This is a genomic window from Actinocrinis sp. (genome assembly GCF_035653575.1).
GTDB lineage: Bacteria > Actinomycetota > Actinomycetes > Streptomycetales > Catenulisporaceae > Actinocrinis.
Window position 1 is genome coordinate 95457 of the sequence record NZ_DASRBQ010000056.1, and the last position, 26329, is coordinate 121785.

Below are 26329 nucleotides of genomic sequence, written 5' to 3' on the forward strand. Positions count from 1 at the left end.
TGAGGTCAGCTGCCGCTGGGGCGCACGCCGGCCTGGGTGTCCTTGTCGATCTGCGCGTCGAGTGCGGCCAGCGCCGAGGACAGGTCAGAGACCTGACCCGCCTCCCAGGTCGCGATCCAGGTCTGCGCGGTCTGCTGGTACTGGCCGCCGTTCGGCGAGGCCGGGGTGGTGGCCGAGTTCGGGTTGCCGGAGATCTTCACGAAGGTCTGGAAGTTCGGGTTCTGGGTCAGCTGCGGCGAGGCGAGGGCGGCGATGGTGGACGGCACGTTCTGGATCGCGTTCGCGAAGGTGACCAGGGTGTCCGTGTTCGTGGTCAGGTACTTCACCAGCTCCCAGTCGGCGTCCTGGTGCGCGCTGCGCGAGGAGATGCCGATGACGGTGCCGGTCACGTACCCGCCGCCGTAGGAGGCCGTGTCGGTGTCCTGCACCGGGAAGGGCGCGGTGCCGTAGGACAGGTTCGGCGTCTCAGCCTTCAGATTCGCGTTGCGCCACTCGCCGTCCATGGACATCGCGACGGCGCCGGTCTCGAACGGGTTCTGTCCGGCGGTGAACTCGCCCGCGCTCATCGACTTGTTCATGAAGTCGGTCAGCTGCTTGGCGGTCGACTTCGGGGCCTGGTTCAGGATGGCGTCCTCGAAGCTCTTCTGCCAGTTGAGCATCGCGGTGAAGCCGGGGTCCGAGGCGAGCTCGGAGTTGTGCGTCGGGCCCTGCCACTTGAGGTGGAAGATCGAGGTGAAGTGGCCCGGCACCTGCTCGAAGTACGCGAAGGAGGGGAAGAAGCCGATCCGCTTGAACGAGCCGTCGGGGTTCTTCTGGGTCAGCTTGAGCGCGTCGGCCTGCAGCTCGGAGAGGGTCTTGGGCGGGTCGGTGAGCCCGGCCTGCTGGAAGAAACTCTTGTTGTAGTAGAGCCCGTACGCGTCGTTCTCCAGTGGCAGCGCGCACTGGTCGCCCTGGTACTGGGTGTAGTTGATCAGCGGGGCCGGGAAGGTCTTGGCCACATCGATCTGCGCAGCGGCCAGGTCCTGCTTGAGGTTGATCCACTCGCCGGTGGAGCAGTAAGTGCCGACGTCGTCGGTGGTGAAGGAGACCGCGACATCCGGGGACTGCGATCCGCCGGCCTTGATGCCCTGCTGGATCTGGGTGTCGGTGATGTTGCCTGTGGTCTTCACGTGGATGTTGGGGTGGGCCTTCTCGAAGCTGGCGACCATCGCGTTGAACGCGTCGTTCTCCGAGCCCTCGGAGAAGCCGTGCCAGAGGTTGATGGTGACGTCGGGCTTGCTCGTGGGATATGGGTCCACGGCGGTGATCTTCTGCTGCGCGGGCGCGGTGTTGCCGGCGCAGGCCGCAGCGGTCAGGACCGCGGCTATCGCGGCCGCGGGGCCGGTCATGCGACGCAGGTGCGACACGGGCGGAACTCCTTCGCGGGTTCGTGGAGCGGTTCGGGAGGTGAGCCGGGCGGTGCGGTGGGGCTGTGCTGGTGAGTGGAGCTGTGCGGTGCAATCAGGCGGTGCGGGTGGTGCCAGGTCGTGCCGGGTCGTGCCGTGTCGTGCAGATGGGTGCAGTCAGGCGGGGACCGGAGTGCCGGCGCTCGTGTCGAACACCGCCTCCCTGGTCGCCGCGAGGGCCGCGTGGATCGCCCCGGCGAGCACCGGGTTGTCCGCGAGCGCGGACTCGACCAGGCGGGGTCTTGGGATGGCCATGCCGTGCAGGGCCTCGGCGACCAGTTCGCGCAGCGGGGCGCCGCCGGAGCGCGGGATGGCGCCGGTGAGCACGATCAGTTCCGGGTCGAGCACGGCCACGATCGGGGCCAGGCCGGTGGCGAGCCGGTCGGCCAGCTCGGTAAGAAGTCGGCGCGCCGCCTGCTGGACGGCTACCGGCGCAGCCGCGGGCGCGGCGATCGCCTCGACCGCGCGGGCCACCGCGGACTGCGGATCAGCGCCAGTGAATCCGTGCTGCCGGGCCAGTTTCAGCACCGCGGGGCCGCCGGCCAGGGCCTGGAAGCCGCCGGTGGTGCCGCGGCCGATGCTGCGGACCACCGGGGCGCCCGGCACCGGCATGTAGCCGACCTCGCCGGCTCCTCCGGTCGCGCCGCGGTGCAGCTTGCCGTCGATGATGACGGCGGCGCCGATGCCCTCGGCGACCCAGAGCACGACGACGTCGCGAGCGCCCTGTCCGGCGCCGATCGTCTGCTCGGCGACCGCCACCAGGTTCACGTCGTTCTCGACATCGACGCGCGGGTCCGGGGAACCGGGTCCGGTCAGCTCGGTACGCAGCCGGGCGAGCAGGTCGGGTTCGTGCCAGCCGGGTAGGTGGCGGGCGAAGCCGAGCCGGCCGGTGCCCGGGTCGATGGCGCCGCCGATGCCGATGACGACGTGGTGCAGGGTGCTGATGTCCATCCCGGCGGTCGCGCAGGCCGCGGTCAGCGCCTCGCGCACCCGGTCGACGGTGCCGCTGGCCGAGCGCCCTGGCGTCACGAGGGTCGCCTCGCCGACGGTTCGCCCGGACAGGTCGCACACGCGGGCGACGATGCGCGCCGCGGTCACGTCGAGCCCGGCCACGTGTGCTGCCGCACCGCGCAGCCGGTAGCGCCGGGCGGTCCGCCCGGCGCTGCCGTTCACGTGCGCGGGCTCGGCGTCGAGCACCGCTTCGACCAGGCCGGCCGCCTCGAGGCGGTCCATCAGCTGCGAGGCGGTGGGCTTGGAGAGCCCGGCGAGTGCGCCGAGCTGGGTGCGCGAGAGCGGCCCGCGGTCGGCGAGCAGCCACAGCGCGGTGCGGTCGTTGATGGCGCGCAGCAGGCTGGGCGTGCCCGGCGGACCGACCAGGTCGTGGTCCCGGTCCATGCGCACCTCTCCATGAGTAAGGAAACTTTCCTTATTGATGGGTGAACGCTAGGGCGTCCCTCAACGCTCGTCAAGAGCCTTAACGAGATTGGGGTCGGGTTGGGATTGGCAAAGTGCCGGCCAAGAAGTGCCGGCCGGGAATCGCGGTAACGTTGCCGCAGCCGGGTCTTGCCCTGTCCCCTCGTGACGGGGCATCATCTGCCCGGCAGTACCGCGTTGAATGAGTTCTGCCGCAGGAGGACTACCGATGAGTGTGCGCCGCATCGCCGTGGTGATCACCGCGTCGCTGCTGGCCATGCTCGCTCTGCTCGCGGCGAAGGCCGGGAACAAGGCGCAGGCCGCCGGGATGACGGTGACCATAGTCACCCAGGGCCAGACGCGCATCGCGACCGGCCCGCAGGTCGTGCTCGCGCACGGCATCGTGCAGGTCCAGGTGACCGTGGTCGGCGGCCGGATCACCGACGTGAAGGCGCTTCAGCTGCCGCACGACAACCCGGATTCGTGGAACTACTCGACCCGGGCCGTGAAGACGCTGCGCACCGAGGTGCTGGCGGCACAGAGCGCCGACGTGAACGTTGTCTCCGGCGCTACGTACACCTCACGCGGTTACGCACGATCACTTCAGGCCGCGCTCGACGCCCTCGGCATGAAGGCCTGATCAGTCGCCCGTCTCGGACGGCGCGCCCTCGAGCGGCGCGCTTTCAATCGGGGTGCTCTCGAACGGCGCACTTTCAATCGGCACCGTCTCGAACGGCCAGGCGTGCGGCGGCCGTGCGGTCAGCTCCTCCGGTGGATCCGGCACAGTCATCCGCTCGCCGCTGAACCGGACCAGGGCCACGACGCGGTCCGCCGACCGGAACAGCTCAGCTGACGCGCCGTCGGGCAGCTGCGGCTCGACCTGCGCGCGCCACCAGGCGATCAGGCCGTCCGCGTCGCCCTTCGCCTCCCACATCAGCACGCGCACGCGTCGCCCCCGCAAGTCGCTCCAGCCCCGCGAACCAGCACCGCGTCAGACCAGCACGTCGGTGATCAGCATCGAGGAGTCGGCCGGCAGGTCCAGCGGGGAGGGCCGCACGCCGCGCGCCACCAGTTCCGAGCCGAGCGCGGCGACCATCGCGCCGTTGTCGGTGCACAGCTTCGGCCGCGGCACCCGCACCCGGATGCCCTGGTCGGCGGCCCGCTCCTCGGCGAGCGCGCGCAGCCGCGAGTTGGCCGCGACCCCGCCGCCGATCAGCAGGTGATCGACGCCGTTCTCCTTGCACGCGCGGATCGCCTTGCGGGTGAGCACGTCCACGACTGCCTCCTGGAACGAGGCCGCCACGTCCGCGATCGGCACCGGCTCGCCGGCCCGCTCCCGCGCCTCGACCCAGCGGGCGACCGCGGTCTTCAGGCCGGAGAAGGAGAAGTCGAACGGCGCGTCGTTGGGGCCGGTCAGCCCGCGCGGGAAGGCGATCGCCGCGCCGTCGCCCTCGCGCGCCGCCCGGTCGATCAGCGGGCCGCCGGGGAAGCCGAGGCCGAGCACCCGCGCGACCTTGTCGAAGGCCTCGCCCGCCGCGTCGTCCACGGTGCTGCCGAGCGGCCGGATGTCCGACGTGACGTCAGGCACCAGCAGTAGCGAGGAATGCCCGCCGGAGACCAACAGCGCCAGACACGGTTCAGGCAGCGGACCGTGCTCGAGCTGGTCCACGGCCACGTGCGCGGCCAGGTGGTTCACGCCGTACAGCGGCTTGTCCAGCGCGAGCGCGTACCCCTTCGCCGCCGCCACGCCCACCAGCAGCGCCCCGGCGAGACCCGGACCGGCCGTCACCGCGATCGCGTCCACGTCGGAGAGTTTGAGCCCCGCGGTCTCCAGCGCGCGGTGCACCGTAGGGACCATCGCTTCGAGATGCGCGCGCGAGGCCACCTCGGGCACCACGCCGCCGAACCTGGCGTGCTCGTCCACGCTGGTGGCCACCGCGTCGGCGAGCAGCTCGGTGCCGCGCACGATGCCGATCCCGGTCTCGTCGCACGAGGTCTCGAAGCCGAGCACGATCGGCAGGTCGCCGCTCCCCGAGCCGAGCGTCCCGGTCCCTGGAGTCACAGAACCTTGAGTCACTGAACTCAGTCTTCCTCTCCGAATCGTTCGATGACGCCCGACGCGCGCATCACCAGCGCGTCCACGTTCGCGGGCTGGTAGTAGCCCCGGCGCAGCCCGACCTGCACGAACCCGAATCTGCGGTACAGCTGCTGCGCCCGCGGGTTGTCCTCCCGCACTTCAAGCACCACGTCGTCGCACTGCCGCCGGGCCGCCTCCCGCAGCAGCGCGGTGAGCAGCGCCGCGCCCAGACCCCGGCCCTCCCGCTTCGGGTCGACCGCGATGGTCTGCACCTCGGCCTCCCCGATCCCGGCCAGCAGCCCCGCATAGCCGACGATGCGCGGGCCCTGCCGGTCCGGATGCTCGGGATCCGAGCCGAACTCCTCCGCCACCAGGTAACAGCGCGACGCCACCTCGGCGAGCTCCGACCAGAACATCCCGACCGACCAGGCGTCCTCGGGGAACGCCACGTGTTCGAGCACGGTGACCGCCGGGATGTCCCACCACCGCATCGGCCGCAGCACCGTGCGCGGCGGCAGTTCGGCGCTTGGCGGACGAGGCTGCGTCGGCGTGCTCACCGCAACGCCGGCTGGCTCACCGGCTTGCGTGCACCCGGCTCGACCGCGTCGGGACGGCGCAGGTACAACGGCAGCGGTTCGAGCAGCGCGGCGCCGGCGGCCAGCTGACGGGCCGCAAGTTCGGCGAGGTCGGCCGCGTCCGGGTACACCGGCTCGATCGCTTCAGCGAACGCGTCAGGGTACTTCACCGCTCCCTCGCCGGCCACCGGCAGGCCCGCCACCTCCGGCGCGACGACGTGCGGCCAGTCCACCGCCGGGTCGGTCAGCCGCTGGCCTGGGGCCGCGTAACGCGCCCAGTAGACCTCGCGGCGACGCGCGTCGGTGGCGACCGCGAACGGGCCGTCGTGCCGTACCGCCGAGGCGAGGATGTCCAGCGTGCACACGCCGTGCACCGGGATGCCGAGCGCGTCGCCGAGGGCCCGCGCGGTCACCAGGCCGACCCGCAGTCCGGTGAACGGGCCCGGTCCGACGCCGACCGCGACGTCGGTCAGCTCGCGCCGATCGCGCCCGGCCTCGGCCAGCACGGAGCGGATGCCGGGAGAGAGCAATTCCCCGTGGCGTCGCGCGTCGAGCTCGGTGTGCGTGGCGAGTACCTGGGTCCCATCGTGCAGCGCGACGGTCACGGCCGGGGTCGCTGTGTCAAAAGCCAGGAGGAGCACGGGAGCCATTATTGCCCCACCGGGCGCCTTATCCGGCACGCGCGGCACGGCGACCGCCCGATCGTGCCCACTCCTCACGGTCCGCCGGTTACGGCATGATGGGTCCCCGGCGCGTGTATCGAGGCGCGCAGAACGCGAATGACACAGGTCGTTCGAAGGTGGAGGAGCAGTCGCGATGGGCAGACGCGGTGTCGGAGGGCGCGATTCGTCCGCGCACGCCACGACGCCCCGCTACAGCGGCGGTTCGATGCCTCAGCGCGGCACGGAGCCTCAGCGCGGCGCGGATCCCCGCCAGCAGTCTTGGGAAGTCCTCTCCTCCTCGGCGCCGCCGGCACCGGCCCAGCCGCCGGCCGCGCCGCCGTCCCGGCAGCGTTCGCGCCAGGGCAAGAAGAAGCCCGGCCATGGTGCGACCTACTCGGTCGTGGTGATGACGATCGCCTCCCTCTTCGGCGTCGCGGTGCTGGCGGCCCAGGCCGCGGCGACGGCTCCGCAGGTGTCGAACAACCCGGCCAAGGGCGCGAGCACGGCCTCAGGACAGCCGACGGCGAACGCGTCCGCGGGATCGGCGACCGGCGGCTCGACGAACCCGACCGCGCTTCCGGCGAACTCCGGCTCCGGCGCGCGCATCGTCTACGCCGAGGGCGCCAAGCGGATCTGGCTGGTGTCGTCGAACAACACAGTCGCGCGCACGATGAATGTGGTGCCGGGCACCGTGCCGGCGCCGACCGGCAGCTTCACGGTGACGAACAAGCTGTCCCAGGTGACCGGCACCGACGGCACACCGGTTCAGTACGTCGTGCTGTTCAACAAGGCGTTCGGCTTCGACGCGGTGGCCAACGTCACCGGCCTGCCCCCGGCGCCGACTTCGCGCACCGGAGGCGTCCGCATGGCTCAGGCCGACGCGCAGGCGCTGTTCAACTTCTCCAGCGTCGGCACCACGGTCGTCGTCCTGCCCTGAGCGGGTCGTCCGATTCAGCGGGACGAATCAGCTCTCGGAGTCGTCGGCGAACCGGTCCGCGATCCCCGCGCCGTGCGCGAGTACCGTGATCACCCTGCGGTCGGGGCCGTCCACGCTGTCCGCGTCGTCCGCACGCGCGCGCTCGATCCGCACCTCGAGCCGCTGCCCGGAGAGCACCTCGGCCTTGCCCTCGCCCCACTCCACCACCGTCACCGAGTCCTCGACCGAGGTGTCCAGGTCGAGATCGTCCAGTTCCGCGAGCGAACCGAGCCGGTAGGCGTCCACGTGCACCAGCGGCGCCCCGCCGCCCAGCGAGGGATGCACGCGCGCGATGACGAACGTCGGCGAGGTGATCGGCCCGCGCACGTTCAGCCCCTCCGCGAGCCCCTGCGTGAAGGTCGTCTTCCCGGCACCGAGTTCACCGGAAAGGATGACGAGATCGCCCGCGCGCAGCCGCCGGCCGAGCCGCCGGCCGACCTCCTGCGTGTCCCGCGCGGCCTCCGCCTCGACCCGCTCGACCGTCACCGCGGCGCTGCCCGCGCCCTCGACTCCGCCGTCCACCGTGCGCTCCGCCTTTGCCCGTTCCATCGGTCCGACTACGAGGCGTTCGACGACTTTCCCAGCCGCGCCTCGACTCGGTCCACCAGCCTACGCAGTGCCGCGTTCACCTCGTGCGGATGCTCAAGAATCACGACGTGTCCGGCGTTCGGCACGGTGACGAACTCGGCGCTCGGGATCGCGTCGGCCAGCGCGCGGCTGAACTTCAGCGGCAGCAGCAGGTCCTTGTCGGCCGCGAGCACCAGCGACGGCACCCGGTCGAACACGGGCAGCGCGTCCGCCTTGTCGTGCTCCCGCAGCACGGTGAAGAAGCGCGCGATGACGTCGATGGGCGTCGACTGGATCAGCTCCAGCACGAATCGCACCGCTGACTCGGGCGCGTCGGAACCGAAGGCGTAGCGCTTCGCCAGCACCAGCCCGAGGTCGCCGCCGGCCCGCCGGCCCCGCTCCACCAGCGCGCGCTGCTTGGTCAGCAGCTCGAACAGGCTCGGCGCCGCGGTGTGGAACAGCTTCGCGGCCGCCCTCGGCAGGCCGAACTCGAGGTCCGCGAACTCACCGGCGGAGGTGGCCATCAGCGCCGCGCCGACGATCCGGTCGCCGAACAGCTCCGGATGCGCCTCGGCCAGCGCCATCATCGTCATTCCACCCATCGAGTGACCGACGAGGATGATCGGACCGGTCGGACAGGTGGCCTCGATGACCGCGTACAGGTCCTCGCCGGTGACGTTGATGGACAGCTCCGCGCGAGGCTTGAGCGAGTCGGAGCGGCCGTGCCCGCGCTGGTCCCAGAACACCATCCGGTATTCGCCGGAGAACTCGGAGCGCTGATAGTGCCAGCAGTCCTGGTGCAGGCAGAAACCGTGCGTGAACAACAGCGTCGGCCGCTCCTTCGCCCGCGGTTGGCGCTGCTGCCGGCTCGATGAGCGCCCGGCCCGCTGCCAGTCCACGCTGCGTGGCCAGCCGAACGGGTCGTCCACCTCGACGTACAGTTCGGTGCCGTCCGCGGCCATCACCGTCTGTGGCACGCCCCGCAAGGTGCCGTATGCCTCGCCGGGATCGTGGATCTGCGCCATCCGCCGCACAGCACGGCCGATCGTGTACCGCTCGACCGCGATGCCGACGGCCGTACCCGCCGCCGCGACGCCGAATACAGCGCCCACTATGCCCGCGCCGCGTGGGAAGCCGCGCTGGACTTTGCCCTGCGCACCACCTGACGCACCATCAGCCACCGGTCCCGTACCTCTCCGCTGTCCCTGCACCGCTCCTCTACTCAGTTGTTACCCTCCGGTAGGCGTTCATGCCTGGCCAGGGGCGTTTACAGCACAGCTACAACACAGCAGAGGCGTTGAGGTAGACGCGTGGAACGCGCGGACCGATGCGTGTGACGATTTCGTACGCAATTGTCCCGGTTTTCTCGGCCCAGTCCTGCGCGGTCGGTTCGCCGCGGTCGCCGGGGCCGAACAGCACGACCTCGTCGCCGACGCCGGCCTCCTGGTCACCCAGGTCGACGACGAACTGGTCCATGGCGACGCGGCCGGCGATCGTGTGCCGCACTCCGTCGATCCACACCGGCCCGCAGCTGGACGCCGCCCGCGGAATGCCGTCCGCATAGCCGGCCGGCACCAGCCCCAGCCGCGTGCGCCGCGTCGTGTGGTAGGTGTGGCCGTACGAGACGCCGTGGCCGGATTCGACCAGCTTGACCAGGGCGAGCCGGCCCACCAGCGTCATCGCCGGGCGCAGCCCGAAGTCGGCGGCGCTGCCCTCCTCCGGCGCCGGGGAGACGCCGTATGTGGCCAGGCCGCTGCGTACCAGGTCGTAATGGCTCTCCGGCAGCAGCAGCGCGGCCGGCGAGTTCGCGATGTGCCGCACCTCAGGGCGCAGTCCCGCGCGCTCGGCGATCTCCAGCGCTTCCCGATAGGCCGTCAGCTGCGCGGCGACGGAGGGATGCGTCGGTTCGTCGGCGCACGCGAAGTGCGACCACAGCCCGGTGACGGTGACCAGGCCGTCCTTCTGCGCTTTGACCGCCTCTTCGACCAGCAGCGGCCAGTCGTGCGGCTGCGCGCCGTTGCGGCCGAGCCCGGTGTCCGCCTTGAGCTGGATCCGCGCGGGCCGCCCACCCGCGCGCACCGCCTCGACGACCTCGCCCAGCGCCCACAGCCCCGAGATCGAGACGTCGACGTCGGCGGCGATCAGCTCGCGGAAGGGGTCGCCGGGTGCGTGCAGCCATGTCAGGATCGGCACACTCAGCCCGGCGGCGCGCAATGCCAGCGCCTCCTCGGGCAACGCGGTGCCGAGCCACGTCGCGCCGGCCTCTACCGCCGCCCGTGCGCACGGCACCATGCCGTGCCCATAGGCATCGGCCTTCACCACGGCCATCACCTGCGCCGGACCGGCTACCTCACGCATCCGGCGGACGTTGGAGCGGACCGCGGCGAGATCGATCCTGGCTTCCAAACGCGCCTGCTCACCGGTGCTCATCACTGGAGATTGTGCCAGGCCCGCGGCAGGGCAGCGAGCAGGTCACCGGCGGCGATCGGTCCCTTGCCGTGCGCGATCCTCCCGGCGAGGCCGTGCAGGTACGCCCCGACGCTCGCGGCGTCCAGCGGCCGCAGCCCGGCCGCGAGCAGTCCGCCGATCAGCCCGGCGAGCACGTCCCCGCTGCCGGCCGTCGCCAGGGCCGCCGTCCCCGTCGGATTCGCCCGCACCGGCCCGCCGCCCGGCTCAGCGACCAGTGTCGTCGAGCCCTTCAGCAGCACGGTCGCGCCGCGCTCGTCGGCTAGCCGCCGCACGAAGTCCAACCGTCGTGCCTCCACCTCCGCACGCTCCACACCGAGCAGCCGCGCCGCCTCACCAGCGTGCGGCGTGAGCACGATCCGCTCTCCCAGCTCCCCCTCGCCCAGGTACCCGAGCGCGCCCGCGTCGAGCACCGCGGGCAGCCCACTCGCGATGACTTGCTTGGTCCGCTCCGCCGCGAAGTCGTCCCCGACCGGGAACCCGCTGCCACACACCCATGCCTGCACGCGGCCCGCATCCCCCGGCAGCTCCTTCTCAATCAGGAGCTCGGGCCAGCGGCGCAGCACCTCTTCCCCTACCGCACGCGGACCTGAGTACCGCACTGCTCCCACACCGGCCCGCAACGCACCACCGACCGCGAGCATCCCCGCCCCGGGGTACTCCACCGATCCACAGGCGACACCGACCACACCACGCGCGTACTTGTCCGCGTCACGCCGCGGCCGCGGCAGCAGCTGCGCAACGTCCGCGGCCTGCAAAGCCTCCACGGCCGCGTGCTCTGGCAAAGCGGTCAGCCCGATATCGACGAACTCCACCACTCCGGCCCGCGCGGCCGCCGGATCGATCAGCAATCCCGGCTTGTACGCGCCGAACGTCACCGTGACGTCCGCGCTCACACACACGCCCGAGACCTGTCCGCTGTCGGCATCGACTCCGCTCGGCAGATCCACCGCGAGGACCGGCGCACCCGAAGCTTGCGCAGCCTCGGCCAGCTCTGCGGCCCGCCCGCGCAGTCCGCCCTTCCCGCCGATCCCTAACATGCCGTCAATGATCAGATCGGCGTCTTCGAGCTTTCCCACGTGATCGACGCGGCCCCCGGCCTCCCGCAGCGCCGCCAGTCCACCCGCGTGCGCGCGCGTCTCGTCGGCCAACACCGCCGCGACCTGCGCTCCGCGACGCGCCAGCCTCGCCCCCGCGAACAGCGCGTCGCCGCCGTTGTCCCCGACGCCGACCAGCAGCGCGACCCGTGCGCCGTAGACGCCCCCGCCCTCGCGCAGAATCCGCACGGCCACTGTCGCCAGCCCTGCCGCGGCGCGCTGCATCAACGCACCCTGCGGTAGCTGTGCCATGAGGTCGGCTTCGGAATGCCTGATCGCTTCAACGTGATACGCACGGCGCATGCACCGACTCTATGCGGTTGGGCGGCCCGTCAGCGCTCCGCGACGACCACTGCGGACGCGATTCCCGCATCGTGACTGAGCGACAGATGCAGGTTCACCACGCCCAGTTGCGCCGCGCGAGCCGCCACCGTCCCGCGCACGACCAGCAGCGGCCTCCCGGTGGCCTCGCTGACGACCTCGGCGTCATGCCAGTGCATGTTGCCCGGGGCGCCGAGCGCCTTAGCCAACGCCTCCTTCGCCGCGAACCTGGCGGCGAGGGAGGCGATCTTCAGGTGCCGCTCGCCCGCTGTGAACAGCCGCTCGGCCATGCCCGGGGTGCGCTCAAGCGTCGCCTCGAAGCGCGCGATGTCGACCACGTCGATGCCGATGCCGACGATCACACCGCCACCCCGGCGGACACTGCGGCCGTCACCGGGGCGCTCACTCCACCGTCACCGACTTGGCCAGGTTGCGCGGCTGGTCCACGTCCAGCCCCTTGGCGTCGGCCAGCGCGCAGGCGAAGACCTGCAACGGCACCGTGGCCACCAGCGGCTGCAGCAGCGTCGGCAGCTCCGGCACCCGGATCAGCGTGTCGGCGTACGGCTCCACCGCGTCATCGCCGTCCTGCGCGATCACGATCGTCTTCGCGCCGCGGGCCCGGATCTCCTGGATGTTCGAGACGATCTTGTCGTGCAGCAGCGGCCGCGAGGGCGGCGGCACCACGACCACGACCGGCAGGTCCTGCTCGATCAGCGCGATCGGCCCGTGCTTCAGCTCGCCGGCCGCGAAGCCCTCGGCGTGCACGTAGGCCAGCTCCTTGAGCTTCAGCGCGCCTTCCAGCGCCACCGGGAAGCCGACGTGCCGGCCGAGGAAGAGCACGCGGCCCTCGTCCTTCAGCGTCCGACCGAGCTCACGCACCGGCTCCATGCGCTCCAGCGTCTCGGCGACCTTCGCCGGGGCCGAGGCCAGCTGCGCGAGCAGGGCCTTGATCTCGTCCTCGTACTTCTCCCCACGCACCTGCGCCAGGTAGAGACCCACCAGGTAACAGGCGATCAGCTGCGTGAGGAAAGCCTTCGTCGACGCGACCGCGATCTCCGGCCCGCCGTGCGTATACACGACCGCGTCCGATTCGCGCGGAATGGTCGCACCGTTCGTGTTGCAGATCGCGAGCACCCGTGCGTGCTGGTCGCGGGCGTGCCGCAGCGCCATCAACGTGTCCGCGGTCTCGCCGCTCTGCGAGATCGCGATCACCAGCGTGTCCCGGGTCAGGATCGGGTCCCGGTAGCGGAACTCGGAGGCCAGCTCGACCTCGACCGGGATCCGGGTCCAGTGCTCGACCGCGTACTTGGCGATCAGCCCGGCGTGGAACGCGGTGCCAGCCGCGATCACCACGATCTTGTCGACGCTGCGCAGCTCTTCCTCGCTCATGCGCATCTCGTCGAGCACGAGCTTGCCGCTCGCCGAGACCCGGCCGAGCAGCGTGTCCGCCACCGCTTGCGGCTGCTCGTCGATCTCCTTGAGCATGAAGTACGGATAGCCGCTCTTCTCCGCGGCCTTCACGTCCCAGTCCACGTGGAAGCGGCGTGCTTCCACCTCCGCGCCGTCGAAGTCGGTGACCTTCACCCCGCTCCGGCGCACCTCCACCACCTGGGCCTGGCCGAGCTCGATCGCCTCGCGGGTGTGCCCGATGAAGCCGGCTACGTCGCTGCACAGGAACGCCTCGCCGTCCCCGACGCCGACGACCAGCGGCGAGTTAAGCCGCGCGCCGACCACCACGTCGGGCACGTCCGCGTGTACGGCCACGAGCGTGAACGCCCCGTGCAGCCTGCGGCACACCCGGCGCATCGCCTCGGCGAGATCGCCGCCGCTCGGCTCGAACTCCGCCGCGAGCAGATGCGCGACGACCTCCGTGTCGGTCTCGCTGCGCAACTCCACGCCGGCCGCGGTCAGCTCGGCCCGCAGTACCGCGTAGTTCTCGATGATTCCGTTGTGCACAACCGCGACCCGGCCCGCCGCGTCGAAGTGCGGATGCGCGTTGCCGTCAGTGGGGCCGCCGTGCGTCGCCCAACGCGTATGCCCCAAGCCGACAGTCGCCGCGGGCAGCGGCCGCTCGGACAGCTCCTTCTCCAAGTTGGCCAGCTTCCCGGCCTTCTTGCGCCCCTCCAGCGCGCCGCCGTGCAGCACGGCCACGCCCGCGGAGTCGTAGCCGCGGTACTCAAGCCGCCGCAGACCTTCCAAGACGACGTCGAGCGCCGGCTTCCCACCCACGTATCCCACGATTCCGCACATGCCAGCCACCCTACCGGGCCGCTCTCCGGAGAAACCCCTACTCCCGGTAAGGGACGGTCATCCTGCAGGCGGAGGCGGGGAACCAGTCCCGAAACTGACGCCGTCCGACCCGGCCACGCACTACGGTGTCCGCGTGTCAGTCATCGAGACGCGAGACCTCGGCAAACGCTACCCGGGCGGCGTGACCGCGCTGACCGGGCTCACGCTGGCCGTCGAACCCGGCATCACCGGCCTGGTCGGGGCGAACGGAGCCGGCAAGTCCACACTCATCAAGATCCTGCTCGGCCTGCTGGCGCCGACCGACGGGACCGCGCGGGTGCTCGGCCACGACACCCGCACCGACGGGGAGCTGATCCGCGCGCGGGTCGGCTACATGCCGGAGCACGACTGCCTGCCCCCGGACGTGACCGCCACCGAGTTCGTCACCCACCTGGGCCGGATGAGCGGGCTGCCGGCGACCGCCGCCAAGGAGCAGGCCGCCGAGGCGCTGCGCCATGTCGGCCTGCACGAGGAGCGCTACCGGCAGATCGGCACCTTCTCCACCGGCATGAAGCAGCGCGTGAAGCTGGCCCAAGCCCTCGTCGGCGACCCAGGGCTGCTCCTTCTCGACGAGCCGACCAACGGGCTCGACCCGGCCGGCCGCGACGCGATGCTGGCGCTGATCCACCGCATCGGCACCGAGTTCGGCATCGCGGTCATGGTGGCCTCGCACCTGCTCAGCGAGATCGAGCGGATCTGCGACCAGCTGGTGGCGATCGAGGGCGGCAGGCTGCTGCGCGCCGCGACGCTCTCCTCGATGACGCAGAACGTGCCTTGGCTCGCCGTCGAGGTGGAGGAAGGCGCCGACGCGCTCGCCGCGCACCTGGCCTCCCTCGGCCTGACCGTGCGCACGGAGAACCGCGCCCTGCTCGTCCCGGTGCGCGACGACGCCGTCTTCGACCTCGTGCGCGACGCGATCGCCGATCTCGGCCTGCCGCTGAACCGGATGGAGCACCGGCGCCACCACGTCGAAGAGCTCTTCTCCACCTCGCCCGCGCCCGCCCTCGTCCCCGCAGCGGAGCCCCAGCCGTGACCACGCCAGCCATGACCACAGACAGCGTCATCCACGACATCGGCTACAAGCCGTACACCGGCCCGCGCCTCGGCCGCGGCCACATCCTGCGCTCGCTGTACTGGTTCAGCCTGCGCGCGGCGTTCGGATTCGGCCGTGGCGCCCGCGCCCGGATCATCCCGCTGGGCGGCTTCGCGGCGATGCTGCTGCCGGCCGCGATCTCGATTTACAAGGTCGCCTCGGTCGGCGGCGATCCGGTGCTGACGTACTCGCACTACGCCTACAGCATGTCGCTGTTCCTGATCGTGTTCGTCGCGGTCGCCGCGCCGGAGCTGGTATCGCGTGACCTGCGGCACCACACCCTCCCGCTTTACTTCTCCCGCCCGCTGCGCCGCTCGGACTATCCGCTCGCGAAGCTGCTCGCCCTCGCCACCGCGATCTTCCTCTTCGAGGCCTTGCCGCTGATCATCATGTACCTGGGCACCGTCGCGTCGAGCACATCCGGGACGGGCGTCTGGGACCAGACCAAGGCGCTGGTGCCCGGCCTGCTGGTCGCCCTCGCCTACGGCGCCGCGTTCGCGCCGCTCACGCTGCTGATCGCCTCGTCGACCGGCCGCCGCGCGATCGCCACCGGCGCCATCGCGATCCTGTTCCTGGCCACTACCGCGATCTCGCACGTGTTCGAGTCCGTAGGCACCCACTCCGACGGCCCGCCGCCGCCCCCGCCGTCCTCCGCCCAGTCGGACCAGACCGGCCAGCTCCAGCAGTCAGACGGGCCGCCCTTCAAGGAGACCTTCACCTACGACTCGGTGGCGCGCTACGGCGGCCTGGTGGACCCGCTCCGGCTCGTCGAGGGCACCCGGATCTGGGCGCTGCACGCGACCGACGCCAACATGCCCGACCCTAAGGGCGCCGGCCCGCTCTACGGCGCCGAACTACTCCTGCTGACCGGGCTGACCACCGGCGGCCTGTTCCTGCGGTACCGGAAGGTTGGCGTCGCATGAGCACCCCAATCCCAAGCAGCCCAGTCGCGAGCAACACAGCCCTCGTCGAACTGCGCAACACCACCCGCTGGTACGGGAACGTGGTCGCGGTCAACGACATCACCATGACCCTCGGTCCCGGCGTGACCGGCCTGCTCGGCCCCAACGGCGCCGGAAAATCCACCCTGCTCCACATGATCTCCGGCTTCCTGGAGCCGTCTCGCGGCACGGTCACGATCGGCGGAGTCGCCCCCTGGCGCAACGCGGACATCTTCCGCACGGTGGGCCTGGTCCCGGAACGCGATTCGGTCTACGCGTTCCTCACCGCCCGCGAGTTCGTCCTCGCCTCCGCGAAGCTGCACAAGCTGCCCAACCCCGCCGAGGCCGCGGAACGCGCGATCACCATGGTGGAGTTGGCCGAAGCCGCGGACCGCCCGATCGACACCTACTCCAAGGGCATGCGCCAGCGCGCCAAAGTCGCGGCTGCGCTCGTGCACGAACCGCAGGTCCTGCTGCTCGACGAGCCGTTCAACGGCATGGACCCGCGCCAGCGCCTGCACATGATGGATCTGCTGCGCGGCCTCGGCCGCTCCGGCAAGACGATTCTGTTCTCCTCACACATCCTCGAAGAAGTCGAACGGCTCGCCGACACGGTGCAAGTAGTAGTCGCCGGACGCCTCGCCGCTTCGGGCGACTACCGCAGCATCAGGCGTCTGATGACCAACCGGCCGCACGTCTTCGTGGTGCGCACCACGGACGACCGCGCCCTCGCCAAGGCCCTCATCTCGTCGCAGGCCGTGCAGGGCGTGAACCTGACCACTACCGGCCTTGAGGTGCACGCGAGCGACCACGGCACGTTCACCCGCCAGCTCGCGGGGGTCAGCCGGGAGGCGGGGATCGGGCTGCGCGAAGTCATCCCGGCCGACGAATCGCTCGAATCAGTCTTCGCATACCTCGTGGGGGCCTAGGCATGTTCAACCCGACCATCGCCGGAATCACGCTGCGCGCGCTGCTCGGCCGCAAGCGGGTCTTCCTGCTGGCGATCCCCGGCGCCGTGCTGCTGATCATCACCATCGCCCTGAAGGCGGATCACAACGCATCGACCAGCTGGCCCGCCGAGGTGCTCGGCCGCGTGGGATTCAGCGCCCTGCTGCCGCTCACCGCGCTGATCGTGGGCACGTCGGTGCTCGGCGCGGAGATCGACGACAGCTCGATCCTGCACCTGCTCGCCACGCCGGTCTCCCGCCGCTCGATCATCTTCACCAAGACGGTGATCGCCGCACTGGTGACGCTGCTGTTCGCCGCGGTCCCCGAGTACGTCGCCGGCGTGATCGCCACCGGCAAGGCGGGCGCGTTCGCCACCGGCCTCGGGGTCGGCGCGATCCTCGGCTCGATCGTCTACACCGCGGTGTTCGTGCTGATCTCCACGATCACGAGGCATCCGGTGGCATTCGCGCTCGCCTACGTGGCCGTCTGGGAAGGCCTGGTCACGAACCTCGTGTCCGGCGCGAAGTACCTGTCCGCCGAGCAGTACTCCCTGGGCCTGGCCAACTCGATCGCGAAGGACAGCGCCCTGAACGCGCACCTGACCGCCACCACCGCGGTGATCCTGGCAGCCATCGCGACCGCCGCCGCCGTCTCCTACGCGGGCAACCGGCTGCGCTCCTTCCGCCTCACCGGCGACGCCTGACCACGTCGCCGAGTGACCATCGCGGATCCGGTTTGTCCACCACGCCGCCCAGAAGTGACTGATAGAAGCTGGACAGCTCGGCTACGTCGGCACAGTCCAGGACCACGCACTGCAACTTCGCGATCATGCGGGCAGCATCTCACGACACCGGATCGACAGCGGTGGAAGAGTAAGTGAGCGTGGGAAACAACTATTCATCAATCCTGGTCGCCGCTGAGGCGGCCGACGTCGCTGAGGCACTCGCGTCATTCGCGCCTACTGCCTTCGCCAAGTCGGCCGCTGCCGGCCGAACGGCGGTCGGTGACGAGTTCTTCGGATCCGAGGAAGTCAACGAGGCCGCGGCCCGGCTCAGCCGCCTATCCGAGATCGGGGCCGTGGCCTTCTGGGTGTACAGCTCCGACGCCCTGTCCGCGATCGCGTACCGCGACGGATTGCCAGTGCACTGCTACGACTCCACGGCTGACACCCTCATCGCGCGAGTCATCGAGCGCGACGGGCGACTGCAGGGCGACTTCGAGAACCCTTATTACCTCTATGAGGCCGGCGACCCGAACTGGCCCTCGGGAGTGCGGGGCGCCGATCCCGACTGGCTGCTGCCGTTCGCCGCGGGTGCAGTCGATCGCGACGTGCTCGCCCGGCTCCTGGATCTGCGCCTGATTCCTGATGACAAGGTCGTCGTTCGCGGCGACGGCAGCCAGCGGTGGCTGTTCGCGAGCGAGCATCACTGCGCCATCGCCGAAGCCCTCCACCTGGACCCCGCCTACCTGTGCGGAGAACTCGACTAGGCCCTACGACAACACGTGCGCTAACACCGCGTCGGCGACTTCGGTCACGGGGACTGTGGTAGCCACCTCAAGCGTGGCGGACGCGCGCAGCAACGGCTCCACTGTCTCGACGTATCCGAGCGTCTCGGCCAGCTCGGCGGGATCCTTGCCGTAAGGGTTCGTCGTGCGATTCGTGAGCCGGTCGGTCAGCACCTCGACTGGAGCGCTGAGCAGCACGATGTGATCGAACCACGGGTAGAACGCACCTTGGTTGCGCGTGGTGCCTTGTACGAACAGCACGCCGCCGTCGTCACCGCCCGGAGCCTCGCGTAGGAGTGCTTCGATCCGCTCCGGGCGCCACAGCCGCTCTCCGTCGACGACTTCGTAGTAGTCGCCGTAGTCGGTGTCCACCGTTCGGTATCCCCGCGCGGCAAGCTCCTTCAGCAGCGTGGATTTTCCGGTCCCGGACATGCCCGTGATCAGCACACGCTTCATGGCGTCGGAGGTGGCTCAGGCCGTCTTGACCGCGATCAACGATTTGGCGAGGCCGCCGAGCCGCTCCGCGCGCACGGTGGAGTACGGGAAGTAGTAGGCCATCTCCGTGCGGCTCAGCAGTTCCACCCAGATCGCGACGCGCAGGGCGGTAGCGCGGTCCTCCGGCGGTGTGTGCACCAGCGGCCAGTGGCGCACCAGGCGCACCCGCGCGGCGAGCGGCAGGAACTGGAAGCCGGGGAAGAGGAAGTGCGGCTCGACCGGGAAGTAGCGGTACGGGGTCTGGACCCAGTGGCGCGGCGCCAGTTCGTGCACCGCGTCGGCGAATCGCTGGCGCCGCTCATGGCCGCCGACGTGTTCGAGGACCGAGTTGGAGAACACCAGGTCGTACTCGCCCTTGCGCACATGCTCGGGCAACTCGCAGGCGTCGCCCTGCTCCTCGGTGATCCACTCCGGCGCGGTACCGGTCGGCTGCTCCAGGTTGACGACGCACACGTGCGCCGGGCGGACCGGAGCGCGCAGCCAGGATTCCGCCCTGCCGCCCAAGTCGATCACCGACATCGACGCTATGTCGGGGAAGGCCTGCTGAAACCACTCCCAGCGCCGCGCTCTGGCCTTCGCGCCGAGCGACGTCGGCGAGTCCACGAACCGTTCGCGCACACCGCGCATCCCCACCATGGTGACCCCCTCCGGGGAAACACTGCCACAAGAAGCAACCGCGCAGAGATATTTCGGCGAAGTTGGCGGCGACGCGCGTTAGGCCCTGGTTGGAAAGTGGCGCCTGGGCCTAGGACAGCTCCTCGCGCACGACGCCGGCGAGCCGGTGCGCGATAGATTCGGCCAGGTCGTGCGACTCGGCCTCGACCATCACGCGAACCATCGGCTCGGTGCCGGAGGGGCGCAGGAGCACGCGGCCCGACTCGCCGAGTTCGGCCTCCGCCGCGCTGACGGCCTCGCTGATCCGCGCAGCGGAGTGGACGCGGGACTTGTCCACACCCTTCACGTTGACCAGGACCTGAGGGAGGCGGCGCATGACGGCGGCGAGTTCGCCGAGCGGCTTGCCGGTCTCCGCGACCCGGGCCAGCAGATGCAGGCCGGTGAGCACGCCGTCACCGGTGTTCGCGTGGTCGAGCAGGATGACGTGGCCGGACTGCTCGCCGCCGATCGACAGGCCGGCTGAGCGCATCGCTTCGAGCACGTAACGGTCGCCGACGGCCGTCTCGACCACGTGCACGCCCTCGCGCTCCATGGCGATCTTGAAGCCGAGGTTGGCCATCACGGTCGCGACCACGGTGTCCTTGGCCAGATTGCCGTGCTCGCGCAGGGTGAGGGCGAGGATCGCAATGATCTGATCGCCGTCCACGATCTCGCCCGACGCGTCGACGGCGAGGCAGCGGTCCGCGTCGCCGTCGTGCGCGATACCGGCGTCCGCGTGGTGTTCGAGCACTGCCGCGCGCAGCGGATCCAGGTGAGTACTGCCACAGCCGTCGTTGATGTTGAGGCCGTCCGGCTGCACGCCGATCTCCACGACTTCGGCGCCCAGGCGGCGCAGCGCCTCGGGGGAAACGCGGAAGGCGGCGCCGTGTGCTTCGTCGACGACGACCTTGAGGCCGTCGAGGCGGTTGGGCACGGTGGAAAGCAGGTAGTCGACGTACCGCTGCTCGCCGTCCGGCAGGTCGGTGATCCGGCCCACTCCGGCGCCCACCGGCCGGTCCCACTGCTCGCCGATCCGCGCCTCGATCGCCTCCTCCACCTCGTCGGCCAGCTTCAGGCCACCGCGGGAGAAGAACTTGATCCCGTTGTCCGGCGCGGGATTGTGGCTGGCCGAGAGCATCACGCCGAGGTCCACGCCCAGGGATTCGGTGAGATGGGCGACGGCGGGGGTGGGAAGGATCCCGACCCGGATCACGTCGACGCCGGCCGAGGCCAGGCCGGCGGACACCGCGGCCTCGAGGAATTCGCCGGAGGCCCGCGGGTCGCGGCCGACCACGGCCCGCGGCCGGTGCCCCGCGAAGGTGCCCAGTTCGGCCAGCACGTGCGCCGCGGCGATCGACAGGTCGAGCGCCAGCTCCGCGGTCAGCTCGCGATTGGCGAGGCCGCGCACGCCGTCGGTGCCGAAAAGTCGGGCCATGGTCCGAACCCCCAAGAGATGGACGTGTGGGAAATTCCAGTTACCGGCGCGAAAAACGAACAACCCCACCGTACGCGAGACGCGCACGGCGGGGTTGCACGTGAAGCCGTCAGCAAAGCCGCGCCAGGGTGGCGACTAGCGCTTGCTGTACTGCGGGGCCTTGCGGGCCTTCTTGAGACCGGCCTTCTTGCGTTCCTTCACCCGGGCGTCCCGAGTCAGGAAGCCGGCCTTCTTCAGGACCGGGCGGTTGGTCTCGGTGTCGGCCTCGTTCAGGGCGCGGGCGATGCCCAGGCGCAGCGCACCGGCCTGGCCGGAGATGCCGCCGCCGTCGATGCGGGCGATCACGTCGTAGCGGCCGTCGAGCTCCAGCACGTGGAAGGGCTCGTTGACCTCCTGCTGGTGCACCTTGTTCGGGAAGTACGAGTCGAGCGAGCGACCGTTGATCTTCCACTGGCCGGTGCCCGGGATGATCCGGACGCGGGCCACGGCCTCCTTGCGGCGGCCGGTGCCGGCCGCGGCGACGGTGGCCGAGATCTGGCGGGCCGGCGCGGAGGCCGGGGCGCTCTCGGTGGTGTAGCTCTCGGGGGCGTCGTCCTCGTCGAAGACCTCGGCCTCGATGTCGGCGGTCAGTTCAGACACAGCCGCGAACTCCTTTTTCGATCGGAAAGATTGTTAGCGGCAGTGGTTACTGCGCGACCTGGGACAGGGCGTAGGGCTCGGGCTTCTGCGCCGCGTGCGGGTGCTCGGGGCCGCCGTAGACCTTCAGCTTCTTGAGCATCTGACGGCCGAGGCTGTTCTTCGGAAGCATGCCGCGCACGGCCTTCTCGACGGCCTTGCGGGAGTCCTTGTCGATCAGGTCGCCGTACTTGACGGCGCGCAGACCGCCCGGGTAGCCGGAGTGCCGGTAGGCCATCTTGTCCTCGCGCTTGTTCCCGGACAGGTGGACCTTGTCGGCGTTGACGATGATGACGAAGTCGCCGGTGTCCACGTGCGGCGCGAACTGCGGCTTGTGCTTGCCGCGCAGCAGGGTGGCCGTCTGGCTGGCAAGCCGGCCGAGAACGACGTCAGCGGCGTCGATGACGTACCACTTCTGCTCGACCTCGCCGGGCTTGGGGGTGTACGTGGGCACGGGATCGCCTTCGCTCGATGATGAATGCCTGGGATGAGTTTCCGTAGGGACGGCACGACCGACACCTACGGCATCAGGCACCGTGCCCTCCCGGTTTCTTCGGTGGCGCCGTCGCTGACGGCTTCCGAAGTCCGGGCGCGCGCCGCGAGAAGGCGGCGAAACGCGGAACACACAACGAGAAAGGATTCTACCCGAGACTCGACGACCGGCCAAAACGGGCGACGGCGGCCCGTCGGTCCAGGTCAGCCGATGGGTCCGGGATCGGTCTTCGGGTCAGCACAGGCTGCGCATGCGGCGGGCTTCGAGAGCCCGGGCGGCGAGTTCGGCGTCGGCGGGATAGCGGACTTCCTCAAGGGACAGGCCGTGCGGAGGCACCACGTTCACGCCCGGGTGGCGGGCGAGGCTGCCCAGGACCTCGGCGGGGAATTCGGCGGGCCGGCGCCCGTCGCCGACCATGAGCAGGGCGGCGACCAGCGCCCGGACCATCGAGTGACAGAAGGCGTCGGCCTCGACCGTGGCCTCCACCTCGTCGGGCCGGGTGCGTTCCCAGCGCAGGTTCAGCAGACGCCTGATGGTGGTCGCGCCCTCGCGCTTCTTGCAGTACGCGGCGAAGTCGTGCTCGCCGAGCATGAGGGCGGCAGCGGCGTTCATGGCCTCGACATCCAACTGGTGCGCGTGCCAGAGCACGAAGCGGCGACGCACGGGCTCGACGCCGTACCGCGAGTCGCCAACGCGGTACACGTACCGGCGCGAGAGGGCGGCGAAGCGTGCGTCGAAGTCGGCGGGTGCCTCAGTGGCGCGCCAGACGCGAACGTCCATCGGCAGCTTGCCGGACAGGCGGTAGAGCAGTTTGTCCGCGTGCACCTTCCACGTGCCGGTCGGCAGGTCGACGTGAGCGACCTGGCCTGACGCGTGCACGCCGGCGTCGGTGCGGCCGGCGACGGTGAGCTGCGCGGGTTCGGCCAGGCGTAAAACGGCCGTCAGCGCCTCTTCCACGGTGCTCTGGACCGTGCGTACCCCGGAGCGCTGCCGGGCCCAGCCGGCGAACTCGGTGCCGTCGTAGGACAGGTCCAGGCGGATGCGGGTCGTGGCGGCGGTCACTGCTCGGTGCTCTCCGGATGCGGTCGGCGGGGAACAATGCGAAGCGGGCGAGAGCGTGATGCTCCCGCCCGCTCGGCCGGCTCCGGATCGGTAGCGCCCCGGGGCCGTTACTGGCTCGAAGTCAGTATTGCTCGTTACTCGGACTTCTCGGCGTCGGACTCCGCGGCGGCAGCCTCGGTCTCCTCGGCCTCAGCCTCGGTGTCGTCCGCGGAAGCCTCGACCTCGGTGTCCTCGGTCGTCTCTTCCTCGACCTCGGCGTCCTCGATCTCGTCGGCGACCGGAGCCGCCGGCTTGGCCTGCGCCTCCTTGACCGCGCGACGGGTGGCCGCGGTGGCCTCGTCGGTCGCCTGCTGCGCGACCGTGCGGGCCTCGACCAGCTCGATCCGGGCCATCGGGGCGTTGTCGCCGCGACGCGGGCCGAGCTTGATGATCCGGGTGTAGCCGCCGGGGCGCTCCGCGTACTGCGGGCCGAGCTCCTCGAACAGCTTGGCGATCACGTGGCCGCCGTCGTAGAACGCGGAGTTGCGGATCTCCAGCGCGGCCATCACCTGGCGGCGGTTGTGCAGGCCGCCCTTGCGGGCCTTGGTGATCAGCGGCTCCACGAACGGGCGCAGCTCGCGCGCCTTCGCCTGGGTCGTGGTGATCCCGCCGTGCTCGATCAGGGACTTGGCCAGGTTCGCCAGCATGTGCTTCTGGTGCGAGCCGGACCCGCCGAGGCGGGGTCCCTTCTTCGGGGTGGGCATTTCTCATTCTCCTTGTGGTTCCTGCGCCGGCCGACTGCGTTGCGCGTGTGCTCTTCACGAGCGGCGAACCGTGGTACCGACGCAGTCCCGGGGCCCTCGGATCGGGCCCCGGACGCGTTGGGTAGTGCCTAATACAGCGTGGTGCCTAGTACAGCGTGGTGCTCGGTGGGACTAGTACTGCTCGGTCTCGGCGTAGCCGAGGTCGTCGTCCTCGCCACCGTAGGCCTCGGCCAGGGCCAGCGAGGGGTCGAATCCGGGCGGGGAGTCCTTCAGGGCCAGGCCCATGGTGTGCAGCTTGGCCTTGACCTCGTCGATGGACTTGGCGCCGAAGTTGCGGATGTCCAGCAGGTCCGCCTCGGAGCGTGCGACCAGCTCGCCCACGGTGTGGATGCCTTCGCGCTTGAGGCAGTTGTAGGAGCGGACGGTCAGCTCCAGCTCCTCGATCGGCAGCGCCAGGTCGGCGGCCAGCGCGGCGTCCGTCGGGGACGGGCCCATGTCGATGCCCTCGGCCTCGACGTTCAGCTCGCGGGCCAGGCCGAACAGCTCGACCAGGGTCTTACCGGCCGAGGCGACAGCGTCGCGCGGACGCAGGCACGGCTTGGTCTCGACGTCGACGACCAGCTTGTCGAAGTCGGTGCGCTGCTCGACTCGGGTGGCCTGCACCTCGTACTTGACGATCAGCACCGGGGAGTAGATCGAGTCGACCGGGATGCGGCCGATCTCCTGCCCGGCCTGCTTGTTCTGCACGGCCGAGACGTAGCCGCGGCCGCGCTCGACCGTCAGCTCCATCTCCAGCTTGCCCTTGCCGTTGAGCGTGGCCAGGACCAGCTCGGGGTTGTGCACCTCGACGCCGGCCGGCGGGGCGATGTCCGCGGCGGTGACGATGCCGGGGCCCTGCTTGCGCAGGTACATGACCACCGGCTCGTCGTGCTCGGAGGAGACGACCAGTCCCTTGATGTTCAGGATCAGGTCGGTGACGTCCTCCTTGACGCCCGGGATGGTCTGGAACTCGTGCAGCACCCCGTCGATGCGGATGCTGGTGACGGCCGCGCCCGGGATCGAGGAGAGCAGGGTGCGGCGCAGGGAGTTGCCGAGGGTGTAACCGAAGCCCGGCTCAAGCGGTTCGATGGTGAACCGGGAGCGGAACTCGTCGACGACTTCCTCGGTCAGCGTGGGACGCTGAGCGATGAGCAATGGAACCTCCGTGATAGTGGGCGCCCGCTATTTGACGCCCTCCATGCACGCCCCTACGGACGTGCCGCTGGGGTGCCGTCCCAGGATAACCCGGAAAACGGCACCCCGACCGTGCAAATCGTGCGCTACGCCTTACTTGGAGTAGAGCTCGACGATCAGCTGCTCCTGGACCTGCGTGTCGATCACCTGACGGGCCGGCAGCGAGTGCACCAGGATGCGCATGCGGGACGGGACGACCTCGAGCCACGCCGGCACGATCCGCTCGCCGGCCTCGGCGCGCGCGACCACGAACGGGGTCAGCTCCTGCGAGTCCTTGCGGACCTCGACGATGTCGTTCTCCTTGACCCGCATCGACGGGATGTCCGCCTTGTGGCCGTTGAGCAGGATGTGGCCGTGCCGCACCAGCTGGCGGGCGTGGTCGCGGGACTTGGCGAAGCCCGCGCGGTACACCACGTTGTCCAGCCGGGACTCGAGGATGCGCAGCAGGTTCTCGCCGGTCTTGCCCTGCTTGCGGTTGGCTTCCTCGTAGTAGCCGCGGAACTGCTTCTCCAGGACGCCGTAGATACGCGCGCACTTCTGCTTCTCGCGCATCTGCAGCAGGTACTCGCTGTCCTTGGTCCGGCCGCGGCCGTGCTCACCCGGCGGGTAGGGACGGATCTCGATGGGGCACTTGGCCGACTCACACTTGGCGCCCTTGAGGAAGAGCTTGGTCTTCTCGCGGCGGCACCGCTTGCAGTCGGGTCCGATGTAACGGGCCATTTCCTTCTATCTCCTGGGTCTCAGACGCGGCGGCGCTTCGGCGGACGGCAGCCGTTGTGCGGGGACGGGGTCACATCGTTGATGGACCCGACCTCAAGGCCGGTCTGCTGCAGCGAACGGATCGCGGTCTCGCGGCCGGAGCCCGGACCCTTGACGAACACGTCGACCTTGCGCATGCCGTGCTCCATGGCGCGGCGGGCGGCGGCCTCTGCGGTCATCTGCGCGGCGAAGGGCGTCGACTTGCGCGAGCCCTTGAAGCCGACCTGGCCGGAGCTGGCCCAGGAGATCACGTTGCCCTGCGGGTCCGTGATCGAGACGATCGTGTTGTTGAACGTGCTCTTGATGTGCGCGTGCCCGTGGGCGACGTTCTTCTTCTCCTTGCGGCGCACCTTGGTCTTCGCGGCGCCCGCGGCCTGACGGCTCTTGGGAGGCATCTAGCAGTA

At 70.3% G+C, this 26329-nt stretch carries 29 protein-coding genes and 1 pseudogene; 7 read left to right on the top strand and 23 right to left on the bottom strand.

What is annotated here, in order from left to right:
• Positions 1 to 5: 5 nt before the first annotated feature.
• Together VFA06_RS08100 and VFA06_RS08105 are read right to left on the bottom strand one after the other, a co-directional pair.
• Positions 6 to 1406, bottom strand: coding sequence for an extracellular solute-binding protein (locus tag VFA06_RS08100; RefSeq protein WP_324839820.1), 1401 nt, complete (start codon positions 1404 to 1406; stop codon positions 6 to 8).
• 156 nt (positions 1407 to 1562) lie between these two features.
• Complete coding sequence (locus VFA06_RS08105) at positions 1563 to 2840, bottom strand: ROK family transcriptional regulator (RefSeq protein WP_324839821.1); 1278 nt, start codon at positions 2838 to 2840, stop codon at positions 1563 to 1565.
• Between the two features lie 247 nt (positions 2841 to 3087).
• On the opposite strand from VFA06_RS08105, the gene VFA06_RS08110 reads away from it, so the two are divergent.
• A complete protein-coding gene (locus tag VFA06_RS08110; protein ID WP_324839822.1) occupies positions 3088 to 3498 on the top strand; it encodes an FMN-binding protein in 411 nt (136 codons plus the stop codon).
• Here VFA06_RS08110 and VFA06_RS08115 read toward each other — a convergent pair whose 3' ends face one another.
• Genes VFA06_RS08115 through tsaB form a run of 4 tightly spaced genes read right to left on the bottom strand, consistent with a single transcriptional unit; the run spans position 3499 to position 6151 of the window.
• Positions 3499 to 3804, bottom strand: a complete 306-nt coding sequence (locus VFA06_RS08115) for a hypothetical protein (RefSeq protein ID WP_324839823.1) — start codon at positions 3802 to 3804, stop codon at positions 3499 to 3501. It abuts the gene before it with no gap.
• Positions 3805 to 3849: 45 nt separating this feature from the next.
• Positions 3850 to 4920 carry a tRNA (adenosine(37)-N6)-threonylcarbamoyltransferase complex transferase subunit TsaD gene (tsaD, locus tag VFA06_RS08120; RefSeq protein ID WP_324839824.1) on the bottom strand — a complete coding sequence of 357 codons (1071 nt, stop codon included), beginning with the start codon at positions 4918 to 4920 and terminating at the stop codon, positions 3850 to 3852.
• 20 nt (positions 4921 to 4940) lie between these two features.
• Positions 4941 to 5492 (bottom strand): ribosomal protein S18-alanine N-acetyltransferase, encoded by a 552-nt coding sequence (gene rimI / locus VFA06_RS08125; RefSeq protein WP_324839825.1) that lies wholly within the window; start codon positions 5490 to 5492, stop codon positions 4941 to 4943.
• Positions 5489 to 6151, bottom strand: a complete 663-nt coding sequence (gene tsaB, locus VFA06_RS08130; protein ID WP_324839826.1) for a tRNA (adenosine(37)-N6)-threonylcarbamoyltransferase complex dimerization subunit type 1 TsaB — start codon at positions 6149 to 6151, stop codon at positions 5489 to 5491. Before tsaB ends, rimI begins: the two co-directional genes overlap by 4 nt.
• A 175-nt stretch (positions 6152 to 6326) precedes the next feature.
• Here tsaB and VFA06_RS08135 point away from each other — a divergent pair, with 175 nt between their 5' ends.
• Positions 6327 to 7109 carry a L,D-transpeptidase gene (locus VFA06_RS08135; protein ID WP_324839827.1) on the top strand — a complete coding sequence of 261 codons (783 nt, stop codon included), beginning with the start codon at positions 6327 to 6329 and terminating at the stop codon, positions 7107 to 7109.
• Between the two features lie 27 nt (positions 7110 to 7136).
• Here VFA06_RS08135 and tsaE read toward each other — a convergent pair whose 3' ends face one another.
• The 6 genes from tsaE to glmS form a co-directional block, all read right to left on the bottom strand.
• Positions 7137 to 7697 (bottom strand): tRNA (adenosine(37)-N6)-threonylcarbamoyltransferase complex ATPase subunit type 1 TsaE, encoded by a 561-nt coding sequence (gene tsaE, locus VFA06_RS08140; RefSeq protein ID WP_324839828.1) that lies wholly within the window; start codon positions 7695 to 7697, stop codon positions 7137 to 7139.
• Positions 7698 to 7705: 8 nt separating this feature from the next.
• On the bottom strand, positions 7706 to 8896 hold the full coding sequence (locus VFA06_RS08145) for an alpha/beta hydrolase (protein WP_324839829.1): 1191 nt from the start codon (positions 8894 to 8896) through the stop codon (positions 7706 to 7708).
• Between the two features lie 97 nt (positions 8897 to 8993).
• Entirely contained in the window at positions 8994 to 10145 is a 1152-nt protein-coding gene (gene alr / locus VFA06_RS08150; RefSeq protein WP_324839830.1) for an alanine racemase, read from the bottom strand.
• Entirely contained in the window at positions 10145 to 11581 is a 1437-nt protein-coding gene (locus tag VFA06_RS08155; RefSeq protein ID WP_349260104.1) for an NAD(P)H-hydrate dehydratase, read from the bottom strand. Before VFA06_RS08155 ends, alr begins: the two co-directional genes overlap by 1 nt.
• A 29-nt stretch (positions 11582 to 11610) precedes the next feature.
• Positions 11611 to 11961 (bottom strand): holo-ACP synthase, encoded by a 351-nt coding sequence (locus tag VFA06_RS08160; protein WP_324839832.1) that lies wholly within the window; start codon positions 11959 to 11961, stop codon positions 11611 to 11613.
• Between the two features lie 40 nt (positions 11962 to 12001).
• A complete protein-coding gene (gene glmS / locus VFA06_RS08165) occupies positions 12002 to 13849 on the bottom strand; it encodes a glutamine--fructose-6-phosphate transaminase (isomerizing) (RefSeq protein WP_324839833.1) in 1848 nt (615 codons plus the stop codon).
• A 133-nt stretch (positions 13850 to 13982) separates the two neighbouring features.
• On the opposite strand from glmS, the gene VFA06_RS08170 reads away from it, so the two are divergent.
• From VFA06_RS08170 to VFA06_RS08185, 4 genes are read left to right on the top strand one after another with little or no spacing between them, the layout of a single operon-like run.
• Complete coding sequence (locus tag VFA06_RS08170; protein WP_324839834.1) at positions 13983 to 14921, top strand: ABC transporter ATP-binding protein; 939 nt, start codon at positions 13983 to 13985, stop codon at positions 14919 to 14921.
• 11 nt (positions 14922 to 14932) lie between these two features.
• Positions 14933 to 15904 (top strand): ABC transporter permease, encoded by a 972-nt coding sequence (locus tag VFA06_RS08175; protein ID WP_324839835.1) that lies wholly within the window; start codon positions 14933 to 14935, stop codon positions 15902 to 15904.
• Positions 15901 to 16851: an ABC transporter ATP-binding protein gene (locus tag VFA06_RS08180; protein WP_324839836.1), complete on the top strand. Its 951-nt coding sequence runs from the start codon at positions 15901 to 15903 to the stop codon at positions 16849 to 16851. Before VFA06_RS08175 ends, VFA06_RS08180 begins: the two co-directional genes overlap by 4 nt.
• Before the next feature lie 2 nt (positions 16852 to 16853).
• The gene (locus tag VFA06_RS08185; RefSeq protein ID WP_324839837.1) at positions 16854 to 17573 is read left to right on the top strand and encodes an ABC transporter permease; all 720 of its coding nucleotides are present in this window, start codon (positions 16854 to 16856) and stop codon (positions 17571 to 17573) included.
• A 4-nt stretch (positions 17574 to 17577) separates the two neighbouring features.
• Here VFA06_RS08185 and VFA06_RS08190 read toward each other — a convergent pair.
• Positions 17578 to 17700: pseudogene (locus VFA06_RS08190) on the bottom strand (VOC family protein); the annotation flags it as partial.
• A gap of 46 nt (positions 17701 to 17746) precedes the next feature.
• On the opposite strand from VFA06_RS08190, the gene VFA06_RS08195 reads away from it, so the two are divergent.
• The gene (locus VFA06_RS08195) at positions 17747 to 18358 is read left to right on the top strand and encodes a hypothetical protein (protein WP_324839839.1); all 612 of its coding nucleotides are present in this window, start codon (positions 17747 to 17749) and stop codon (positions 18356 to 18358) included.
• A 3-nt stretch (positions 18359 to 18361) separates the two neighbouring features.
• Here VFA06_RS08195 and VFA06_RS08200 read toward each other — a convergent pair whose 3' ends face one another.
• The 10 genes from VFA06_RS08200 to rpsK form a co-directional block, all read right to left on the bottom strand.
• On the bottom strand, positions 18362 to 18832 hold the full coding sequence (locus tag VFA06_RS08200) for an AAA family ATPase (protein ID WP_324839840.1): 471 nt from the start codon (positions 18830 to 18832) through the stop codon (positions 18362 to 18364).
• A gap of 15 nt (positions 18833 to 18847) precedes the next feature.
• The gene (locus tag VFA06_RS08205; protein WP_324839841.1) at positions 18848 to 19498 is read right to left on the bottom strand and encodes a class I SAM-dependent methyltransferase; all 651 of its coding nucleotides are present in this window, start codon (positions 19496 to 19498) and stop codon (positions 18848 to 18850) included.
• A 118-nt stretch (positions 19499 to 19616) separates the two neighbouring features.
• Complete coding sequence (glmM, locus tag VFA06_RS08210; protein WP_324839842.1) at positions 19617 to 20960, bottom strand: phosphoglucosamine mutase; 1344 nt, start codon at positions 20958 to 20960, stop codon at positions 19617 to 19619.
• Positions 20961 to 21095: 135 nt separating this feature from the next.
• Entirely contained in the window at positions 21096 to 21599 is a 504-nt protein-coding gene (rpsI, locus tag VFA06_RS08215; RefSeq protein ID WP_349260106.1) for a 30S ribosomal protein S9, read from the bottom strand.
• Between the two features lie 46 nt (positions 21600 to 21645).
• Positions 21646 to 22089, bottom strand: coding sequence for a 50S ribosomal protein L13 (rplM, locus tag VFA06_RS08220; RefSeq protein WP_324839843.1), 444 nt, complete (start codon positions 22087 to 22089; stop codon positions 21646 to 21648).
• A gap of 273 nt (positions 22090 to 22362) precedes the next feature.
• A complete protein-coding gene (gene truA / locus VFA06_RS08225) occupies positions 22363 to 23190 on the bottom strand; it encodes a tRNA pseudouridine(38-40) synthase TruA (protein WP_324839844.1) in 828 nt (275 codons plus the stop codon).
• 134 nt (positions 23191 to 23324) lie between these two features.
• Positions 23325 to 23933 carry a 50S ribosomal protein L17 gene (gene rplQ, locus VFA06_RS08230; RefSeq protein ID WP_349260107.1) on the bottom strand — a complete coding sequence of 203 codons (609 nt, stop codon included), beginning with the start codon at positions 23931 to 23933 and terminating at the stop codon, positions 23325 to 23327.
• A gap of 171 nt (positions 23934 to 24104) precedes the next feature.
• The gene (locus VFA06_RS08235; RefSeq protein WP_324839845.1) at positions 24105 to 25127 is read right to left on the bottom strand and encodes a DNA-directed RNA polymerase subunit alpha; all 1023 of its coding nucleotides are present in this window, start codon (positions 25125 to 25127) and stop codon (positions 24105 to 24107) included.
• A 132-nt stretch (positions 25128 to 25259) separates the two neighbouring features.
• Positions 25260 to 25886 (bottom strand): 30S ribosomal protein S4, encoded by a 627-nt coding sequence (gene rpsD, locus VFA06_RS08240; RefSeq protein WP_324839846.1) that lies wholly within the window; start codon positions 25884 to 25886, stop codon positions 25260 to 25262.
• Positions 25887 to 25906: 20 nt separating this feature from the next.
• Positions 25907 to 26320 (bottom strand): 30S ribosomal protein S11, encoded by a 414-nt coding sequence (gene rpsK / locus VFA06_RS08245; protein ID WP_324839847.1) that lies wholly within the window; start codon positions 26318 to 26320, stop codon positions 25907 to 25909.
• Positions 26321 to 26329 lie beyond the last annotated feature (9 nt).

Excerpts from the sequence above, each read along its gene's own strand:
- VFA06_RS08105 (WP_324839821.1), bottom strand. The coding sequence starts at position 2,840 with ATGGACCGGGACCACGACCTGGTCGGTCCGCCGGGCACGCCCAGCCTG.
- VFA06_RS08110 (WP_324839822.1), top strand. The coding sequence starts at position 3,088 with ATGAGTGTGCGCCGCATCGCCGTGGTGATCACCGCGTCGCTGCTGGCC.
- VFA06_RS08135 (WP_324839827.1), top strand. The coding sequence starts at position 6,327 with ATGGGCAGACGCGGTGTCGGAGGGCGCGATTCGTCCGCGCACGCCACG.
- tsaE (WP_324839828.1), bottom strand. The coding sequence starts at position 7,697 with ATGGAACGGGCAAAGGCGGAGCGCACGGTGGACGGCGGAGTCGAGGGC.
- alr (WP_324839830.1), bottom strand. The coding sequence starts at position 10,145 with ATGAGCACCGGTGAGCAGGCGCGTTTGGAAGCCAGGATCGATCTCGCC.
- VFA06_RS08155 (WP_349260104.1), bottom strand. The coding sequence starts at position 11,581 with ATGCGCCGTGCGTATCACGTTGAAGCGATCAGGCATTCCGAAGCCGAC.
- glmS (WP_324839833.1), bottom strand. The coding sequence starts at position 13,849 with ATGTGCGGAATCGTGGGATACGTGGGTGGGAAGCCGGCGCTCGACGTC.
- VFA06_RS08175 (WP_324839835.1), top strand. The coding sequence starts at position 14,933 with ATGACCACAGACAGCGTCATCCACGACATCGGCTACAAGCCGTACACC.
- VFA06_RS08180 (WP_324839836.1), top strand. The coding sequence starts at position 15,901 with ATGAGCACCCCAATCCCAAGCAGCCCAGTCGCGAGCAACACAGCCCTC.
- VFA06_RS08185 (WP_324839837.1), top strand. The coding sequence starts at position 16,854 with ATGTTCAACCCGACCATCGCCGGAATCACGCTGCGCGCGCTGCTCGGC.
- VFA06_RS08200 (WP_324839840.1), bottom strand. The coding sequence starts at position 18,832 with ATGAAGCGTGTGCTGATCACGGGCATGTCCGGGACCGGAAAATCCACG.
- VFA06_RS08205 (WP_324839841.1), bottom strand. The coding sequence starts at position 19,498 with ATGCGCGGTGTGCGCGAACGGTTCGTGGACTCGCCGACGTCGCTCGGC.
- glmM (WP_324839842.1), bottom strand. The coding sequence starts at position 20,960 with ATGGCCCGACTTTTCGGCACCGACGGCGTGCGCGGCCTCGCCAATCGC.
- rplQ (WP_349260107.1), bottom strand. The coding sequence starts at position 23,933 with ATGCCCACCCCGAAGAAGGGACCCCGCCTCGGCGGGTCCGGCTCGCAC.
- rpsD (WP_324839846.1), bottom strand. The coding sequence starts at position 25,886 with ATGGCCCGTTACATCGGACCCGACTGCAAGCGGTGCCGCCGCGAGAAG.
- rpsK (WP_324839847.1), bottom strand. The coding sequence starts at position 26,320 with ATGCCTCCCAAGAGCCGTCAGGCCGCGGGCGCCGCGAAGACCAAGGTG.